The organism is Flavobacterium laiguense (assembly GCF_003097655.1).
Classification (GTDB): domain Bacteria; phylum Bacteroidota; class Bacteroidia; order Flavobacteriales; family Flavobacteriaceae; genus Flavobacterium; species Flavobacterium laiguense.
The window spans coordinates 1-18,938 of the sequence record NZ_QCZH01000026.1 but is presented as its reverse complement, the minus strand read 5'-3'; the positions used below and the strand labels follow the sequence as shown (position 1 = coordinate 18,938).

Annotated in this window: 16 protein-coding genes and 3 tRNA genes; 10 read left to right on the top strand and 9 right to left on the bottom strand. The window is 33.8% G+C overall.

Translation table 11 applies throughout. The annotated features are described in order from the left end of the window. The first annotated feature begins 16 nt into the window (after nt 1–16). The gene (gene abc-f / locus DB891_RS15740) at nt 17–1,651 is read left to right on the top strand and encodes a ribosomal protection-like ABC-F family protein (RefSeq protein WP_116764538.1); all 1,635 of its coding nucleotides are present in this window, start codon (nt 17–19) and stop codon (nt 1,649–1,651) included. A 55-nt stretch (nt 1,652–1,706) separates the two neighbouring features. On the opposite strand, the gene DB891_RS15735 is transcribed toward abc-f, so the two are convergent. From DB891_RS15735 to DB891_RS15725, 3 genes are read right to left on the bottom strand one after another with little or no spacing between them, the layout of a single operon-like run. Then, nucleotides 1,707–2,867 (bottom strand): ABC transporter permease, encoded by a 1,161-nt coding sequence (locus DB891_RS15735; protein WP_116764537.1) that lies wholly within the window; start codon nt 2,865–2,867, stop codon nt 1,707–1,709. A gap of 3 nt (nt 2,868–2,870) precedes the next feature. Beyond that, complete coding sequence (locus tag DB891_RS15730; protein ID WP_116764536.1) at nt 2,871–3,824, bottom strand: HlyD family secretion protein; 954 nt, start codon at nt 3,822–3,824, stop codon at nt 2,871–2,873. A gap of 10 nt (nt 3,825–3,834) precedes the next feature. Beyond that, nucleotides 3,835–5,220 carry a TolC family protein gene (locus DB891_RS15725; RefSeq protein WP_116764535.1) on the bottom strand — a complete coding sequence of 462 codons (1,386 nt, stop codon included), beginning with the start codon at nt 5,218–5,220 and terminating at the stop codon, nt 3,835–3,837. A gap of 267 nt (nt 5,221–5,487) precedes the next feature. On the opposite strand from DB891_RS15725, the gene DB891_RS15720 reads away from it, so the two are divergent. The 3 genes from DB891_RS15720 (at nt 5,488) to DB891_RS15710 (ending at nt 11,698) form a co-directional block, all read left to right on the top strand. Next, nucleotides 5,488–6,516, top strand: a complete 1,029-nt coding sequence (locus DB891_RS15720) for a hypothetical protein (protein ID WP_116764534.1) — start codon at nt 5,488–5,490, stop codon at nt 6,514–6,516. A 426-nt stretch (nt 6,517–6,942) separates the two neighbouring features. Continuing rightward, a complete protein-coding gene (locus tag DB891_RS15715; protein ID WP_116764533.1) occupies nt 6,943–9,201 on the top strand; it encodes a patatin-like phospholipase family protein in 2,259 nt (752 codons plus the stop codon). A 169-nt stretch (nt 9,202–9,370) separates the two neighbouring features. Beyond that, a complete protein-coding gene (locus tag DB891_RS15710; RefSeq protein ID WP_116764532.1) occupies nt 9,371–11,698 on the top strand; it encodes an arylsulfatase in 2,328 nt (775 codons plus the stop codon). 108 nt (nt 11,699–11,806) lie between these two features. Here DB891_RS15710 and DB891_RS15705 read toward each other — a convergent pair whose 3' ends face one another. Beyond that, on the bottom strand, nt 11,807–12,103 hold the full coding sequence (locus DB891_RS15705) for a hypothetical protein (RefSeq protein ID WP_116764531.1): 297 nt from the start codon (nt 12,101–12,103) through the stop codon (nt 11,807–11,809). A gap of 394 nt (nt 12,104–12,497) precedes the next feature. Between DB891_RS15705 and DB891_RS15700 the strand changes: the two genes are divergently transcribed. From DB891_RS15700 to DB891_RS15680, 5 genes are all read left to right on the top strand, one after another. After that, nucleotides 12,498–12,719, top strand: coding sequence for a hypothetical protein (locus DB891_RS15700; RefSeq protein WP_116764530.1), 222 nt, complete (start codon nt 12,498–12,500; stop codon nt 12,717–12,719). Between the two features lie 201 nt (nt 12,720–12,920). After that, entirely contained in the window at nt 12,921–13,655 is a 735-nt protein-coding gene (locus DB891_RS15695) for a DUF2490 domain-containing protein (protein ID WP_116764529.1), read from the top strand. 216 nt (nt 13,656–13,871) lie between these two features. Further along, the gene (locus tag DB891_RS15690) at nt 13,872–14,993 is read left to right on the top strand and encodes a hypothetical protein (protein WP_116764528.1); all 1,122 of its coding nucleotides are present in this window, start codon (nt 13,872–13,874) and stop codon (nt 14,991–14,993) included. A 17-nt stretch (nt 14,994–15,010) separates the two neighbouring features. Beyond that, complete coding sequence (locus DB891_RS15685) at nt 15,011–15,763, top strand: porin family protein (RefSeq protein WP_116764527.1); 753 nt, start codon at nt 15,011–15,013, stop codon at nt 15,761–15,763. A 77-nt stretch (nt 15,764–15,840) separates the two neighbouring features. Then, nucleotides 15,841–16,476, top strand: a complete 636-nt coding sequence (locus DB891_RS15680; protein ID WP_116764526.1) for a hypothetical protein — start codon at nt 15,841–15,843, stop codon at nt 16,474–16,476. Between the two features lie 82 nt (nt 16,477–16,558). Here the strand turns inward: DB891_RS15680 and DB891_RS15675 are convergent, their stop codons facing one another. Next, entirely contained in the window at nt 16,559–16,843 is a 285-nt protein-coding gene (locus DB891_RS15675) for a GNAT family N-acetyltransferase (RefSeq protein ID WP_116764569.1), read from the bottom strand. Nucleotides 16,844–17,294: 451 nt separating this feature from the next. Between DB891_RS15675 and DB891_RS15670 the strand changes: the two genes are divergently transcribed. Beyond that, the gene (locus DB891_RS15670; protein ID WP_124019529.1) at nt 17,295–17,858 is read left to right on the top strand and encodes a hypothetical protein; all 564 of its coding nucleotides are present in this window, start codon (nt 17,295–17,297) and stop codon (nt 17,856–17,858) included. A gap of 107 nt (nt 17,859–17,965) precedes the next feature. Here the strand turns inward: DB891_RS15670 and DB891_RS15665 are convergent, their stop codons facing one another. From DB891_RS15665 to DB891_RS15650, 4 genes are all read right to left on the bottom strand, one after another. Further along, complete coding sequence (locus DB891_RS15665; protein ID WP_116764524.1) at nt 17,966–18,301, bottom strand: hypothetical protein; 336 nt, start codon at nt 18,299–18,301, stop codon at nt 17,966–17,968. Between the two features lie 323 nt (nt 18,302–18,624). Then, nucleotides 18,625–18,697 (bottom strand) — tRNA-Lys (locus tag DB891_RS15660). A gap of 37 nt (nt 18,698–18,734) precedes the next feature. Then, nucleotides 18,735–18,817, bottom strand: a tRNA-Leu gene (locus tag DB891_RS15655). A gap of 43 nt (nt 18,818–18,860) precedes the next feature. Further along, nucleotides 18,861–18,933, bottom strand: a tRNA-Lys gene (locus DB891_RS15650). Nucleotides 18,934–18,938: the final 5 nt, after the last annotated feature.

Genomic DNA, 18,938 nt, shown 5'->3' with positions numbered 1-18,938 from the left:
CTTCTAACTTTATATAATGATTACAATTAACGATATTTCAGTTCAATTTGGAGGAACAACTCTTTTTAGTGATGTTTCTTTTGCTATAAATGAAAATGATAAGATTGCCTTGATGGGTAAAAATGGAGCCGGTAAGTCAACGCTTCTAAAGATTATTGCAGGACAAAGCAAACCTTCTACAGGAAATGTTTCGGCACCAAAGGACGCTGTTGTGGCTTATTTGCCACAGCATTTATTGACTACAGATGGAGCGACAGTAATGGAAGAAACGTCAAAAGCGTTTGGCGAAATTTTTAGTATGAAAGCCGAAATAGATGAAATCAATGAACAATTGACGATTCGTACCGATTATGAAAGTGACGCTTACATGAAATTAATCGAAAGAGTTTCGGACTTAAGCGAGAAATTTTATGCGATTGAAGAAGTAAATTATGAAGCTGAAGTAGAGAAAATTCTAATTGGTTTGGGTTTTGTTCGTGAGGATTTTACCCGTCAGACTTCAGAATTCTCAGGAGGTTGGAGAATGCGAATCGAATTGGCCAAAATCCTTTTGCAAAAACCAGATTTAATTTTGCTGGATGAGCCTACCAATCACATGGATATCGAAAGTATTCAATGGCTGGAAGATTTCTTGATCAATTCAGCCAAAGCCGTTGTTGTCATTTCGCACGATAGAACTTTTGTAGACAATATTACCAATCGTACCATTGAAGTCACCATGGGTAGGATTTATGATTATAAAGCCAAGTATTCCCATTATTTAGAGTTGAGAAAAGACCGTCGTATGCACCAACAAAAAGCGTATGATGAGCAACAACGTATGATTGCCGATAACAGAACTTTTATTGATCGTTTTAAAGGGACTTTCTCAAAAACAGATGCCGTTCAGTCTCGAGTTAAGATGTTGGAAAAATTGGTTATCGTGCAAGTTGATGAAGTAGATACATCGGCATTGAAATTGAAATTTCCTCCAGCGATTCGTTCTGGACAATATCCGGTAATTGTCAAAGATTTATCGAAGTCTTATGGAGACCATGTGGTTTTCAAAGATGCCAATATTGTAATCGAAAGAGGTCAAAAAGTAGCTTTTGTGGGTAAAAATGGGGAAGGAAAATCAACCATGATCAAAGCTATTATGAAGCAAATTGAAATTGATGGAGGAAGTTTGGAAATAGGACATAATTCTCAAATTGGTTATTTTGCTCAAAATCAAGCCGCTTTGTTGAATGAAAATGCGACTATTTTTGAAACTATTGATGATATAGCAGTAGGAGATGTTCGAACAAAAATTAAAGATATCTTGGGAGCCTTCATGTTTCACGGTGATGATGTAACCAAAAAAGTAAAAGTGCTTTCGGGTGGTGAAAAAACCCGTTTGGCAATGATTAAATTATTACTTGAACCAGTCAATTTCTTGATTCTTGATGAGCCTTCCAATCACTTGGATATGAAAACCAAAGATATTATCAAAGATGCTTTACGCGATTTTGACGGGACTTTGATTCTAGTTTCTCACGATCGTGATTTCCTTGATGGATTGGCAACCAAGGTTTTTGAATTTGGAAACAAACGAGTGGTAGAGCATTTTGAGGATATAACTGGTTTCTTGGCTCACAAGAAAATGGATAGTATGAAAGAAATAGAAAAATAGTGTTCCATTTATTCAATATAAAAAAAGGCAAGAGTTTTATTTCTCTTGCCTTTTTTTATATTTCATTTTTTAAAATCGCATTTTTCTTCAAATACAAAGCGATATAAGCTACAACGGCACAAACGCTTCCAATGATAATCATACTTTGAATAGGATCTCGAGTTTGACAAAGAGTTCCGTTTTCAATAATTAATATACGAAAAGCTTTTAAGAAGTGGGTTAATGGAATCACATTGGCAACTCCTTGGACCCAATTGGGCATTTGACTCAAAGGCCAGCTAAATCCACTTAAAATAAAACTAGGGGTCGCAATAACCATCAAAATCTCTGTAGCTTTGAGTTGATTTGGAATCAAGATACTGACTAAAATTCCAATAAAAGAGACTGACAATACGAATATGCCTGCTACAAAGGTGAGTTGGAGTAAATTATCGAAAAAGGGTATTCGGAAATAAAAGGTGAACATCCAGTAGAGTAGCCAAACACCAAAACTCATAATAAGATAAGGGATTATTTTTATACTCATCATTTTTAGAATTGAAGGGGATTGGTCTACTAAAATTTTAAATGTACCGTTTTCAAATTCAGAAGCAAAGGATAAGGCTAGTGCCAATAGCATAACCTGTTGCAATACAGCGGATAAAACTCCTGGCCATAGGTAGTACATATAATTGCTACTACGATTGTTCTTTTTAATGAAAGTTGTTTTGAACGGTTCGTATTGTTCTGCTAATAATTTTTCAGGCACCCCTTGCTTGCGTAAGGTTTCCATTTGAACACCAGCTTTTAGGGTTCCTAAACAAACTTGTATTGCTGTAGCGGCATAGTTTGCGGTTAATATATTGGCAGTATTGACGATAGTTATAATTTCGGGACATCGCTTGGTAAATACTCTTTTTTGAAAATCCTTAGGTATTATGACTACACTATTGGCTTCTTTGTCAATTACAATTGAAGAAAGATTGTTTTGATTGTATAAAATTGCTGATACTGAAATAACTTCATTGTCGTTGAACATTTCAATAGCTTTGGCGCTCATTTCTGTTTGGTCCAAATCAATGACGATAATGGGTAAATCGGTTACTTTCCCTTTGCTGTAAACGTACCCTAATAAAATGGCATACAATAATGGAGCTCCAATAAAAAGCATTCTTAAAACCGTATTTTGCCAAAATAATTGAAACTCTCTTTTTAAGAGTGAATTGAAATTTCGCATGATTTATAAGGATATAGTTACTGTTGTTTTGGTAATTAAATCTTTGGTCTCTGTTAAGTTAATTGGAGCTATTTTAACTTCAAATAAACTTTCCTGCAAATCATAATCGGGATAAGCTGTTGCTATATTCCCATAAGAACTCAGTTGTTTTATGGTTGTAATAACTCCTTTTATGGTTTTATTGGTATACGGAATTGAAACAGTAAGATCTTGTCCTTTTTTTATTTTGTTTAATTTACTTTCGGGAATAGTAAATCTGAAATAAGTACTATTGCTAATAAAACCATTAAATAAGGTGTAGCCTGGTAATGCAAGTTCACCTAAATTAAGGGTAATGGTTTCTATACTCATGTCTTGAGGAGCTAGTATGTAACGTTCTTTGTTAGCAGTTTCAACTTCTTGTAGGGCGCCATAGGCACGATCTTGTTGGCCTAAAGCCATGGTTTGTTGTTCAATTCTAGCACCTTTTTTCGCATCATCTAATTCAGCAATAACGGCGTTATATTGTGCTTGAGCTCCTTGGTATTTTGCAAAAGTTTCGTCAAAAGATTGCTGAGAAATTAAAGAATCTTTAAGCATATTACTCAATCGTTTTATTGATTTTTGGGCAAATTCATATTGCTCTTTCAATCCCATTTTTTTGGCCTCAAGCTGTTTGATTTGATTTTCGGTAGCTCCTTTGATAGCCATAGAGTATTGTGCTTTTGCGCTAACAACAGCGCCTTCGGCTTGATTTTTTTTAGCATCAACTTCCGGAATATCAAGAATGGCTAAAGTATCTCCTTTTTGAACTAGGTCTCCTTCCTTTACCAGTATTTTTATGATTTTTCCGGGGATTTTACTTACTACTGAAATTTGTTCGTTTTCTACTTTTCCTTGAATAAGGGAGTCGTTTTTCGGTTTATTACAGCTTAATGCAAGTAGCGTTAGGAATAAAAGGGTGATTACTTTTTTCATAAATAAAGTTTTATTTAGATAATGTATTAGATAGTTTTCCTGTGGCTATAATAGTTTCAATAGCGGCTAAACGTTCTTCTATTAAAATATTTAATTTGCTGGTAGACACTTTAAAAGAATCATTTTCAGCTTCCAAAAGTTCTGAAATGTTGATTAGTCCTTCTTTGTATTGTTTAGAAGCTAAATTTAAATTGTTTTTGGCAACTTTTTCTTGTTGTTCAGAAATCTCAATTTTTTTTAATAAAACGGTGTAGTTTACAAGGTTGTTTTCGAGAAGTAATTGTAGTTTTTGTTTGGTGTCATCTATCTGATTTTGAATCTGGTCAATGTTTATTTTTGCTTCGTGAACTTTGTGTTTTCTTTCAAAACCTGCAAAAATTTCCCACTTCATTGCAACTCCTACCGTTAAAAGCGGACTCAATGAAAATTCATTGAGACTTAAATTTAAGGGTTGGTTTATGATAGGAACTGCCGAAGTGGTTCCGTTTACATCAAATAAACTAGAATAAACAACTCCTCCAAAAGCTCCTACGGTTGGTAAGTAGGTGCCTTTCTCTTTCTTTAAAAGGTATTCGTTTGCCAGCTTAAACGACTCTAATGCTTTAATCTCTTGTTTATTTTCGGTGCTTAATTTGTCTTCTGTAATTAAATAAGGGATTAAATCGTATTGTACGCTATTGATTTCTGAATCAGAAAAACCAGTTAAGTATTGTAGTTTTTTATAAAGTAAAGATCGTTTACCGGTGAATTCAATTTTTTTTGATTCCAGTTCCAATAAAGCCAGTTTTATTTTGTCTCTATCGTAAGGAATAGCAAGTCCTTGTTCTATCGCTTTTGTAATTCTTTTGGTTTCTGTTTGTAATCTCTTGTCACTATCGTTAATGAGTTTTTCTGTTTCGTTAATTAATTTTAATTGATCAAAAGTGTTGATAACATCTTTGATAATGGCATCTTTTTCGGCATCTTTTAGGTAGGCTGTTCCAATGGCTTTTTGTTTAATTGCGTTGGCTCCATTGGGTATTTGCATGCCGCTGAATAGTACTGTTTTGGCCATTACACTTCCTATGAAAAAATTACCCGAATTGTCATAAGTTGCTTTATCATTGAATAATGGGTAGTTGACAATTGGAATTGTTGAGGTGGGTAAATCAAGGGTTAGATTACTATGGAAATAGGAATAAAGCGCATTGGCTTCAACGGTTGGGATGTATTTATTACGAACACCTTTTTCTTGTAAATTTAATTTTTCGATTTCAAGTTCTTTGTTTTTGATTGAAGTGTTTTTTTCTATTGCTTTATAAATAGCTTCATTTAAAGAAGTGGATGTTTCTATTTGAGAGTAGCTATTTGTAATAGAAAAAAAGAAGAAAAATGAAATTATAGGATATTTTATCATCTTATTTTAAGTTTCGAATTATAAATCAAAATTTTTATGATTTAATTGAATTTTTCAGAGATAGTATAGTTGTAAAGATAAGATTTCATTTTTCATTTTTAAAAATATTAATCTTTTTTTATTTTATGAAAATTTGCAAGATTTCTAACTGTAAATTTTTTAACTGTACATTTAATTAAATACTTCTTGTATTGTTAAAAAAAAGGTTCAGATTAGTATATTTACGTTCTTTTTAATAGCTTGCAATAGAATTTAATAATAAAAAAAATGAAAAATAGTATTTTAAGAATTGTGGTTTTACTGATTTGCTTAGTAAGTGTTCCAGCTTTCTCCCAGGCGGATAAAGAACCAAAGACTATAGGTTTGCCTGGGGACAATTTAGATTTATATGCTGTTTTGGATCTGTTTCAAAAATCAAAAACCATCGAAGATTTTGAAAAGTCATTAAATTCAGATAAAGCAGGAATCAATAATCTAGATTTAGATTTAGATAAAAAAGTTGATTTTATTAAAGTGGTAACAAAGCAAGATAAAGAAGATTTTACATTTGCATTACAAATAGCTGTTTCCGAAAAAGAAACTCAAGACGTTGCCGTCATTTTATTATCTAAGGACAAAAACAAAAAAGTTACTTTGCAAATCGTTGGAGACAAGGATTTGTATGGTAAGAATTATATAGTAGAACCCAAAACGCCTGCGCCTACTAGTACCGCCAATCCTGGGTATACTGGAGCAGAGACAGTTGTGGTAGCTGCTCCAACAACTACAACTGTCGTGATTGTAGAATCTGCGCCAATTGTGCAGTATGTGTATTCTCCAGTTTATGTACCTTATTATCCTCCTTATCATTATGCTTATTATCCTCCTTATTATACCGCTTTTGCAGTAGTGGCAGTTGGAGTGTATCATTCCAATCATTACTATAATCATTACCATGGAGGCGGCTATGGCAATACAACAGTAGTTGTCAATCATAACACGTATAATAATTACAATAATAATTCTAGAAATACGTCTAATACTGTAAATCAAAATAATGTCAATGGCAATTATGGGGGTAATACTGCCAATAAGTCGACAAATGCAGCTAAAACCAATACGGCTAATAAGCCAGCGAATACTGCCAATACAGCAAATAAATCAGCTAATTCTGCTAATAACGCAGCTGCTTCAACGAAGGCTCAATCTGCTAAGTCTTCATCTAGCGCAGCAAGTAGTCAAAATGCTCGTGCTTCAAACAGTGGTACTAGAAGTTCAGGAAGCCGATCTTTTAGTGGAGGAGGACGTAGAAGATAGTGGTGTAATAAATTTTATATAATGACAAAAGATCCTGTTTCAATTGCGAAACAGGATCTTTTGGTTTAGATATGTTACAAGAGATTAATTTTTTTGGCTCTTCGTATATATTTTTGGATAACTCAAAATATACATTTTATGGATTAGCCATCTTTTATAAATTAATTACATAAAACAGCTTATTTTTGTATATAAAAAACTTTGTAACATCATAATATATAAGGCGTTATGGTCTTTGTGAATATGATTTACTAGATAGTGATGTTAATAAAAACACAAGAACTTTAAACTATTAAATTTTATGGTTAGGTGGTTAAAAAGTTGACTGTGATTATTTATAAATAGTCACAGTCAGCTTTTTTGTTAGTAGAACTAAACTATTTGTCATAAATTTATGCATGATTTGAATGCTTTAAATACTTTATAATGAAAATAAAAAACTCAATTCTAAACGGAATACAGATAAGTATTTGCTTTATACTACTTTTTGCCAATGCTTTAATGGCGCAACAACGTCCAAAAGTAGGATTGGTTTTAAGCGGTGGTGGCGCCAAAGGGATCGCCCACATTGGAGTCTTAAAAGCCATTGATAGTGCCGGGTTAAAAATAGACTACATAACGGGTACCAGTATGGGTAGTATTATAGGTGGATTGTATACCACTGGTTATTCGGGAAATGAAATTGAAAAAGTAACCAAAACACTCAACTGGGATGAATTATTGAGTGGTAAGCCCATTTATAAACACGTTAGTATTGATGAAAAAGATGAATATGGACAATATTCTGCAGAAGTAGGGATTAAAGATAAAAAAGCTCAATTTGCAACTGGTTTAATAGATTCACAAGAACTTTGGCTCATTTTAAATAAAATGTTTATGCCTGTTTACAACGTCAAGGATTTTTCTAAATTTAGCATACCGTTTAAATGCATAGCCACTGATTTGTCTAATGGTAAAGCGGTTGTTATTTCGGATGGAGATATCGTTAAAGCAGTACGAGCCAGTATGGCTATTCCGAGTGTGTTTACAGCTGTTGATTCGGATAAAACTAAGCTTGTCGATGGCGGAATAGTAAGAAACTTTCCTGTCAAAGATGTTAAGGAAATGGGAGCCGATATTGTCATTGGTGTAAACTTATTCACAGGTCTTCCCGATATTGAAAAACTAAATAATGTATTGGATGTTTTTTATCAAATTACCCAATATCGTGATGCTGACGATTTGGTTGAAGAAAAAAAACTTTGTAATCTTGTTATAGAACCTCATTTAGAAAAATACAGCGCTGGTAGTTTTGATGCTACAGATTCTATTATGGACATTGGTGACGCTGTTGGAAAACTCTATTATCCTTATTTTAAAAAACTTGCTGATTCTTTGAATGTTCTATATCCTATAACTTATGATCCTTACAATCGCTTGCCTAAAGTAGAAACCATTGTAATTGATGAAATTGCTTACGAAGGAATAGAGTATACAAGTACGAGTTTATTGCTACAAAAATTAGGATTGAAGCCTAGTAATTCTTACACTGTAGCGCAAATAAATGAGGGCTTCCGTAAAGCTTTTGCGAGTCGTTATTATGACAATATCTATTATAGTTTGACCCCAACAACAGAGGGACACGCCAAGTTAATTTGTAAGATAAAAGAAAAACCTTTAACCCAGTTGAAAGTAGGGTTGTCATTCCATCAGTTTACAGGTCCAGCCTTATTGCTCAATCTGACTATGAGAGATTTGCTATTGAATAAGTCCCGTACTATGGGGAAATTTGCTATTGGAGAGAATTTCAGGATATTATTAGAGCATAAGCAAATTTTTGGCCCAAAAGCAAATAATTTTTTTAACCTGAGTTGGGAAAGACAAAATCTTCCTATGAATCTATACGATGGCACACAGAAACTCTTTGTTTATGACGTTGCTTATTCTCAATCAGATATAAATTATACCCGAGTTATGGCTAATGATTGGAGTATAGCAGCAGGAATTAGCTATCAAAAAAATAAATTTTCTCCTGATGTAGTTGAAGATGAATTTTATACCGGGAATATAAGTAACTATTTTGCTTATTTAGCTTCAGAATCCATCACCACAGACAGGCCAAACTTCCCAACACGTGGGCACCTATTTAATGCACAAGGCGGAATCGTATTTGGTCGAAAAGCACAGATTGATCAAACATTAGAAGATGGCACAGTTCAAGATATTTCCAGCCTTGTGGATAATGCTCCTGAGTTTTATAAGTTTATGGTTAATTTTACAAAATTCAATCCTTTAAGTGATAAATTAGTCTTGTTTTACACCTTACAAACTAGTTTTGCTTTTAAATCTCAAGGGTTTATTGTAGATAATTTTTATCTGGGTGGTATTCAACAATTATTCAGACAACAAGTAGCCTTTGCGGGTCTTAACGAACAGCAAATCAATTCGACTTCCTTAGCTTCAGGGCAGTTAGGTATGCAGTATAATTTTGCTGGGAGCTTGTTTTTGATGGGAAGAGCAAATACTGGAATTTATGACTTTACTACCCAAACCAAAGCCTGGGATTCAGATACTGTAGAATCGATTAATGGATTTTCGTTAGGGTTGGGCTATAATTTAGGTTTCTTGCCAATGGAACTTACAGCAATGTATTCTCCAGAAATAGGCAAGGTATATTCGCATGTTAAAATTGGGTTTGTGTTCTAAATGAATCGAGTTTAAATCCTGAATCGGCAAAACAATTTCTTTGCTGTAGCAATTTTATAGTTAAAACATTTTTAAATGACCTAAAGTCAATAAAACCTAGAAGAGTTTTTTTTAAAAATAAATTAATACCTTTAAAGTTACTATTAATTAACCCTAATACCTTTATATAATGAGAAAAAGCAAGACTACTTTATTTATTGTTCTATCTATAGTCAGTTTCGGAAATAGTATTGGTCAAGAGCTGGATCGTACTTCTCTTCCAATAAAAGAACCCAAGCGACAAACGTATAAAGAGCTTGATGCTCGCAAGGTGACTCCACCTGCAAGATGGGAAGTAAAAGCACCAAAAGGAGCACCCAATGTGGTAGTAATATTAATTGATGATCAAGGTTTTGGAGCTACTGGAACTTTTGGAGGACCAGTTGCTACCCCAAATATGGATAAATTGGCCAGCAATGGTCTTAAGTACAATCGTTTTCATACTACAGCACTTTGTTCGCCTACACGGGTTGCTTTGCTCACAGGTTATAACCATCACAGCAACAATATGGGGTGTATAGGTGAAGCAGCCACTACTTTTCCGGGAAATACTTCGGTAAGACCCCAAAGCATCACTCCAATGGCAGAAGTCTTGAGACAAAATGGGTATAATACAGCCGCTTTTGGAAAATACCACGAAACTCCACCTTGGGAAATCTCGAATTCAGGGCCACAAGACCGTTGGCCAACCCGTTCTGGTTTCGAAAAATTTTATGGATTTATTGGTGGCGAAACCAATCAATGGGCTCCGCTAGTTTATGATGGCATTACTATAGTTGATTCATCTGAAGATCCTAATTATCATTTCACTTCAGACATGACTAGTCAAGCTATTTCATGGGTTCGTTTCCAACAGGCTTTATCGCCAGACAAGCCATTTTTTATGTATTATGCTCCTGGAGCAACTCACGCTCCACATCATGTTCCTAAAGAGTGGATCGAAAAATACAAAGGAAAATTTGATCAAGGTTGGGACAAATTACGAGAAGAAACTTTGGCAAGACAAATAAAAATGAGTATTGTACCTGCAGGAACCAAATTGGCACCAAAACCAACTGACATCAAAGATTGGGAAGCACTTTCAGCCGATGAAAAAAAATTGTTTACCCGACAAATGGAAGTGTATGCCGGATTTGCTGAACAAACGGATTATGAAGCCGGAAGACTTATTTCGACACTCAAAGATTTAGGTGTGATGGATAATACCATTGTCATTTATATTGCTGGTGATAATGGAGCCAGTGCCGAAGGGCAAATGAATGGAATGTACCAAGAAATGACTTATTTCAATGGAGTTGCAGAAACCGTTCCAGATATGTTGAAACATTATGACGAATGGGGGGCAGAAAGCACCTATCCTCACTTTGCTGCTGGTTGGGCTGTAGCTATGGATACGCCATTTTCTTATACAAAACAAGTTGCGTCTGATTTTGGTGGTACACGAAACGGAATGATTATTCAATGGCCAAATGGGATTAAGGCAAAAGGAGAAGTGCGTTCGCAGTTTGGTCATGTCATCGATATTGCGCCAACAGTTTATGAAGCTGCAAAATTACCTGCGCCAAAAAGTGTCAATGGCATCGAACAAGACCCAATTGAAGGTACGAGTTTATTATATTCATTTAATGATGTAAAGGCTTCAGAAAAGCATACGGTTCAATATTTTGAAATGTTTGGTAATAGAGCAATCTATCAAGATGGCTGGTATGCTCGAACTATTCATAGACCAGCATGGAAAATGAAACCTCTAAATACGCTACAAGACGATGTCTGGGAATTATACAACAACAATATAGATTTCAGTTTAGCCAATAATTTGGTTTCAAAAAATGAGGATAAATTAAAAACTATGCAGGAATTATTCATGCAAGAAGCCGAAAAATTCCATGTGTTACCAATTGACGATCGTTTGTTGGAAAGAACCAATGCCGAGTTGATGGGAAGGCCTACCGTTATGGGAAAAAGAAACTCCGTAACTTATGGAGAAGGTATGAGAGGAATGGGAGTTGATGTTTTTATTGACTTAAGAGGTAAATCTTATACCATCACGGCCGAAGTGGCAGTTGACACTAATGGAAACGGTGTAATTGTTTGTCAGGGTGGTCGTTTTGGAGGTATTTCTTTCTATATAAAAGATGGAAAACCAGCTTTCAGTTACAACTATTTAGGAATGGAATCTACCCAAATCATTGCCGATCAACCCTTGACACCAGGGAATTATAAATTGGTTTTTGAGTTCGTATCGGATGGTGGATTAGGCAAAGGAGGATTGGGAACAATTTCTGTAAATGATAAAAAAGTGGTCGAAAAGAGACTTGATAAAACGCAACCAGGTATCTTCTCGGTAGATGATTTAGCAGATATTGGTATAGATGATGGGACACACGTAGCTGACTACGGTGCTTCGTCAAAATTCAATGGAAAAATTGAGTACGTAACTATAGTAAGAAAAGAGTAATTATTTGTAGGTAGTCCTGATGGAAAGCTAAATTTTTCTATCAGGACTTCTTTAATCTTATGCAATAATTCAAATGAAATAATTTAGATTTTTTGAATGTTTATTCAACTATTTTGATTTTCTATTTTTTGACAAAGGCTTTAAAATCTTATTATATTGCTTATATCCTAAACTAATTATTTTTAACATGAGAAAATTACTCATTTTCACCTTTATTTTTGAATCAGCTACTGGTCTTTTATTGATAGTGCTTCCTTCGCTACTAACAAAGCTCTTGTTTGATACAACACTCGATTTGCCAATCTCATTGACTGTTGCACGTGTAGCGGGAGTTGCTATACTTTCTTTGTCAGTAGTATGCTGGTTTGCGCGAAATGACACCCAAAGCATAGCCGCTAGAGGCATAATCTGTGCGATGTTACTCTATAACATTGTAATTGTACTCATCCTCATTTATGCTGCATTAAATTTGTCTCTGTCAGGTATTGGTCTTTGGCCAACAATCCTATTACATCTAGCAATGTCTATTTGGTGTATTCGTAATCTAAAAAAAAGAATAGATAATTAAGAAGTAAGCAGTAATAAGTAATAGGTGAAGGATTAGTTTTAAAATGCTTTTAATTGGTTTTAAAATAAAACCCTAAATTCGCCAAAAATGATGCAAGAAATTAAACAATAACCTTTTGAAACTTTACATGTATGAATACAAAGTTTACTATCACATCGGTACTTTTGTTAATGGTACAGATTACATTTAGCCAATCTAACCAGAAAAACTACTGAAGACCCTCGTAAAGAGATGTTCTACTTTAATGATGATGGAAGTCTCTGTGCGTTGCGCTACAACCGTTGGAAAGTCCATTTTCAAATCCAAGAACATCACGGAATAGAAGTTTGGTCAAAACCGTGGACTCAGCTTCGTGTTCCCATGATTATAGATTTACAAGGAGATCCTTTTGAAAGAGCTGAGCATGATTCAGAGGATTATCCACATTGGTTAATGGAACATATTTTTTATTAGTTCCGGTTCAGGCATATGTAGGTCAATTTTTAATAACCTTTAAAGATTTTCCACAACGCCAAAAAGTGGGGAGTTTTTCTTTGGATCAAGTGATGCAGGCTATGCAAAAACAAGGAAGAAATTAAGATTTACTATTTTAAAATTAACAGTCATTTCCTTGAACTTATAGGAAGTGACTGTTTTAGTTTTTAATAAATATATATGAATGTAATGCACAATCTACGATTAGTTTGTTTGATAATTTTGATGTGTGTCGGAGTAACTTTTGATTGCAATGCACAAAATTCTTCTCTTGAAATCTGGCCCGAAACCGATATTTGGTATCGACTAAATCCTTCATGGCGTTTTTCAACTTTTGTTCCCTTAACCAAGTACAATGAGAATGATAGTCGCGATTTGAATGTCTATTTGAATATTGATTATGCTTGGGGAAATGCTAAGAATCCAGTATTAAGGAGACTAATGGATCAGGAAAGAGAACAACTAATGAAAAATTGGATGGTTCGTGCAGGGTTTATGAAGGGCTGGAGCATTGGCGAATACAAAGGAGATTATAAGGAAGAAATGGCTTTTGCAGAAGTTCATAAAAGAGTCCCATTGAAAGGTAACATTTTGTTCTCCCAACGATTTCGTACCGATACTCGTTGGCTTGGTGATGCCAATGATTTTTCGTATCGGTTTCGCTATCGATTAATGGTAGAAAAAGAATACAAATCAGGAACGAGTTCTATTGTTCCGTATTTAAATGCAGAACTGTATTGGGATTCACGTTATGCTAAAATAGTAAAGACTCGTTTTATAGGCGGGGTCACAACAACTTGGAGAGAACGGTATGCCATAGAAGGTAATTTGACTTATCAGTATGATGAAACCTATTCCACAGAAAATTTATATGCTTTGAACGTTATTTTGCATATTTTTCTTGAAAAAAAGTAAGTACAAAGTAGATAAAACTAAGGGATAAATAGTCATTAATAACTAAGCAATATTTAGCTTTTTTGTTTAATTTTGTAAAGAAATTATGTTGTTTTAGAGTAATGGAGAAACAATATTAAACTAGATATAACTCCTCTTTTTTTGACTTTTTTAAAATTGAATTAAAATAAAATAATTAGATAATTAAGTGAACGAAAAATATATAAAATTTAACTAATGAAAAAAAATAGATTGATTTTTTTGATTGTAATTTTTGTAAGTCTACAAACTTACAGTCAAGTTTATACCGATAAAATTGTTGGTAAAAAAAATGAAGCCGTAATTGATAGTCTTAAAACTAGCGAATATCCTTATTCGTTACCCATCTGGGGAGAAAAGGCAACACAAAAAGGGTATCAATTGCCCTATTCTGCCGGGGTTTCGGTAAATTATTTTTGGCAAGAGTCAAGCATAATAATAGATAATTTGTATGTTGGTTTTAATAATGGGCCACAATATAATTTAGATCAAATTGTACGATTCAATAGTTCAGTTGCTAGCGCCAATGCCATCAATGTTAGACCAGATATATGGTTGTTTCCTTTCCTGAATGTATATGGTATTTTGGGTAAAGTCAATACTTCAACTGCGATAAATGCTGGTGTATGGGTTCCCGATGCTCAAAATAATTGGACTGAGATATATACTTTTGGTTCTAAAGCCAAATTTGAAGGAACAACATTTGGTTTAGGATTTACCCCAACAATTGGTATAGGAGGAGGTTGGTTGGCTCTGGATATGAATGTAGCTTGGACAGATTTAGAAGGATTAGAAAAGCCCGCACAGAGTTTTGTTTTTGGACCTAGAATGGGAAAAACCTTTAATCTAAAAAAACCAGAAAGTAATATAACGGTTTGGGCTGGAGCTTTTAGAGTACATTTAAAAAGCGAAACAAAAGGGTCATTAGCATTATCAGATGTAATTTCAGGTGGTGATTCACAAGCTAAGGTAGATCAAGGTTTTGTAAAAGTAGCCGAAAAGCAAACCGCAGTAGATGATTGGTGGAATGGATTGAGCAATATAGAAAAAGCCAATCCTGTAAATCAAGCCAAGCATAACACTGCAAATCAAGCACTTGAAACCGCAGGAAATTTTTTAACGGCAATAGATGGTGCATTGAGTACTGCCGGGACTTCGACTGTTCAGTATGCACTCGAAAAGGCTCCAGAAGATGCTTGGAATTTCCTTTTAGGTGCTCAGTACCAATACAACAAACACTTTATGTTACGAGCTGAATATGGATTTTTAGGAACCCGAAAACAGTTTATGACTAGCCTTCAATATCGTTTTGGATTATAATTAAATTCTTAAGTATTATGAAAAAATTTATACAGATTGCTATTTTATTATTCTGTATTCAATCCGTAAATGCTCAGGTGTTAATTTCCTTGATTTTTGGAGATAAACTGAACTCGCCGAAAATTGAGTTTGGTTTAGAAGGAGGTGCTAATTTTTCAACCATTTCTAATCTTGATGAAACAAAAAATAGAACCGATTTAAATCTTGGTTTTTATTTTGACTTTATGCTCAAAAATCCATCTTGGGCTATTAGTACTGGAGTGATTGTTAAATCGACATTAGGAGCTTCAGAATTAAAAGTGTACTCTTTAAATAATGCTGAATTAGACAATGCTTTTGATGGTGGGAGTGTAGATCGGAAAATCAGTTATTTTAATGTTCCTTTGATGTTAAAATACAAATTTGATAATCGTATTTATGTTAAAGCTGGCACACAATTGGGTTTGCTTAGCAGAGCCTATGATGAATTCAATAACAAATACGAAGGAGAAGATTTAGAATACAAACATAACATTAGAGATCAAATACATGTTATCGATGCAGGTTTAGCTATTGGTGCGGGCTATCGACTATTGGGGGGTAACGGAATGAATATAGGCTTCAATTATTATCATGGTTTAGTTCCTGTAATGAAAGGAAACTTAAGTCCAAATCAGTATCATCGTTCTTTTTATATTACTTTAGGAATACCAGTAGGTAAAGGTAAAGCGGCTCAAAATGCAGAAAAAAAGAAAGCGTCCGAAATGGATGCCAATAATATTGATAAATAATAAAAATAAATTATATTTACTTAATTGTAAAACGAAAAATTAAAAGTAGTATTAGTATTAAAAAAACAAACAAAAAAATGAAAAAATTATTATTTGTTGCTGGAATTTTATTAAGCGGTATTGGTGCTAAAGCACAGACTCAAGGGAGTATTGGTCTTAACTTATATGGTGGTTATACTTTTGAAGATCAGATATCTAATAATGCTTCCTATATTGAAATTCAGGACGGTTTTCAATATGGTATAGGAGCTGAGTTTTACGTAAGACCTTCTAAGTCAATTGAGTTGAAATACCTTAGAATGGATACTAGCACACCAGTTTTTGCGCCAAGTCTTACAGCGCCTTTTAAAGTTGGGCAAATTAATGTTGGGAATGACAGTTCAGCAATAAATTATGTTTTAATTGGTGGAAATAATTATTTTCAAACTGCTAACCCATCATTAATTCCATTTATAGGTTTGGATTTAGGACTAGGTTGGGCTTCAGGTGATCAAAGTACTAGTGCTAGATTTGCATGGGATTTTAAAGCGGGTGTTAAAATAAAAGCATCGGATGTAGTTTCTGTTAAGCTTCAGGGATATTTCCAAACTATTTGGGGGTCTTATGGCTCTGAGACTTATTATTATCCAGGTTGGGGTACTGTGACTTATCCTAACAATTCATCCCTATATCAATTTGGTTTAGGAGCTGCTTTTGCTTTCGATTTTAAATAATAGTAATTTCATCAAAAAGGAAAAAGCTGCATTTTCAATGAGATGCAGCTTTTTTTCTTTAATATATTACAGGTGTTTTTTGTTAAAGTCGAATTCCTGGAGGAAGTAATTCTTTATAGATGGGATTTTTTTTAAAAAATATTGTGATTTTGGGAAGAATTGGAACTACTTTTAGTTTTCTTTCAATAGCTATTTCCATAATATTCTTGAGAAAATTTGAAATGAATTCTTCGTCTTCAAAGTTTTCAGGGGTGTTTATTTTTGTCAAAAAAATCTTTTTTTCTTGAAATGAATATTCTACAGAAATAGTTCCGGTTTCCACTGCTGTTTCAAATTGTCTTGCAAAAGCATTGTCTTTAATTTCCATTTTGGCAGTTAACTCCATTTTTAATAGTTTTATTGATTCGAAATGCAAGTGATTCATATTGATTACGTAGGCAGATTACTAGTTTTTGTTTAATAGTTTTAGGAATTAATAAATTGGAGTTTTTTATTTGGGATTCGGACGTGATTTTTTTTATTCAGAATATAATAAAACAAAGGTAATGTTTTGATATTCAATTACAATGGTTTTGTGTGTTAACTAAAATTGTAATATCTTAGTACGATGCCTAGTGGTAGAAGAAAAGGTTTTGCAATCGGGAAGTTGCTTTATCGAAAGCAAACTTAAACTTGTTGTGAGCAAAGACATGGGTAATGCTTGTGTTGTTAATCGGACCAATTTTTTGGGATATGATAATTTTTTTCTTATAACTAATTGTGGCACAGTAATTGTTACGATGGTTTTAGTAATTAATATTAAAGTAATGCCAATTACTATGAAAAAAATATTTTCGGGAGCTATACTTTTATTTAGCATGTTGTTTTTATTGTCTTCTTTTGCAGGTGTAGAAAAATCGGAAGGATTGGGGAGTCTAAAGTTTGGCACGGAACTTTCTGCGATAAGTAGTACTCCAGGTTTTGAAAACGCTGTTCCTTCAGTAATAATAACAAAAGAAGGAGATACTATAAATGTGATTAGAGTGCCACAATACAGTATTATGAAACTGTTGACCGTAAATAAACTGGAATTAAGATTCTTTAAAGGTAAATTGTATAAAATCACCTGTGACTACAATGAAGACGTTGCAAAAGTGTTAGATGCAAAATATGGCGCTAGTAAGACTCCAGTAAAAGGGGAAGGTGGCTTTTATGGAAATACAGCAAAGTACGGTACGCCGGAATCTGTAGGGGCAATCATTACGTCCGAATTTCTAACTTGCTATTCGAGCGGTAATATTATTAGCAATAAAGGGTATATAGATGTGGTTGATTATTCGGTTTATAAAGAGTTGTTTTTAGATAAAGAATTAGCCGATAAAGAAAGGGCTTTAAAAATATAAATTGGTACTAGGGGTTTTTTAAACAGAACTTTTAAACTAAAAAAGCCTGTCTGGAAATTAATTTCAGACAGGCTTTTTTGTTGGAATTATTCCAATTTTAAATCAACCTAGAATCTAATTTTTTTATAACGTTCAATGCTTTTTGGTGAAATTTGAGACAAGCTATATTTTTCAAATAATTTGTCGAAGTATAATTTTGATTTTTTGAAATTCTTACAGTCGAAATAATAATTTCCTAAATATTCATACATTTCAACAGACTCATAGCCTTCGCTTGTAATTCTTTCATATGTTTTGTGGACATCAATTAGTACATATTTTTGTTTCTTAATGGAATCATAATGTACTTTTTGTGCGTTAGTATTGAATGTCGAGAAAAATATGAAAGAGAATGAGAAAAACTGCAATAAATTAATTTTTAATTTTTTAGTAGGTTTTTTCATATTTATGTTATTTAAGGCGTTATTAATTAATAAAATGCATTTATAAAGCAAATTTACATATTTATTTATAAAGCAAATGCAAAAATAATTCATTTTCAGTTATTTAGCTACTAAATAGTTATGATTTTAGAGATGGGATGAGTTTTTTTTGACTTTAAGTGACTTTTGGTTTAATAAGATTTGTTGTAGTCTGGGTTTAAAGTTTTGCGTCTAATTTTCACTTCCCACAGGTTTTAGGATTGATCCGTGGTTTGTCGTGTTGATCGTTGAGTAAATTATTGGTGTAAATAAAAAGGTCGAGTAATAAATTACTCGACCTTTTGTGACCCGACTGGGGCTCGAACCCAGGACCCCATCATTAAAAGTGATGTGCTCTACCAACTGAGCTATCGAGTCATTGACTTTATGTAAATATGTTTTTCGTCTTGAAAAGTGACCACGGTGGGATTTGAACCCACACGCCCTTGCGAGCACCAGCCCCTCAAGCTGGCAAGTCTACCGTTTCTCCACGTGGCCTTAAAAAAAATAAAGGTTAAGTAATGAATTACTCAACCTTTTGTGACCCGACTGGGGCTCGAACCCAGGACCCCATCATTAAAAGTGATGTGCTCTACCAACTGAGCTATCGAGTCATTGA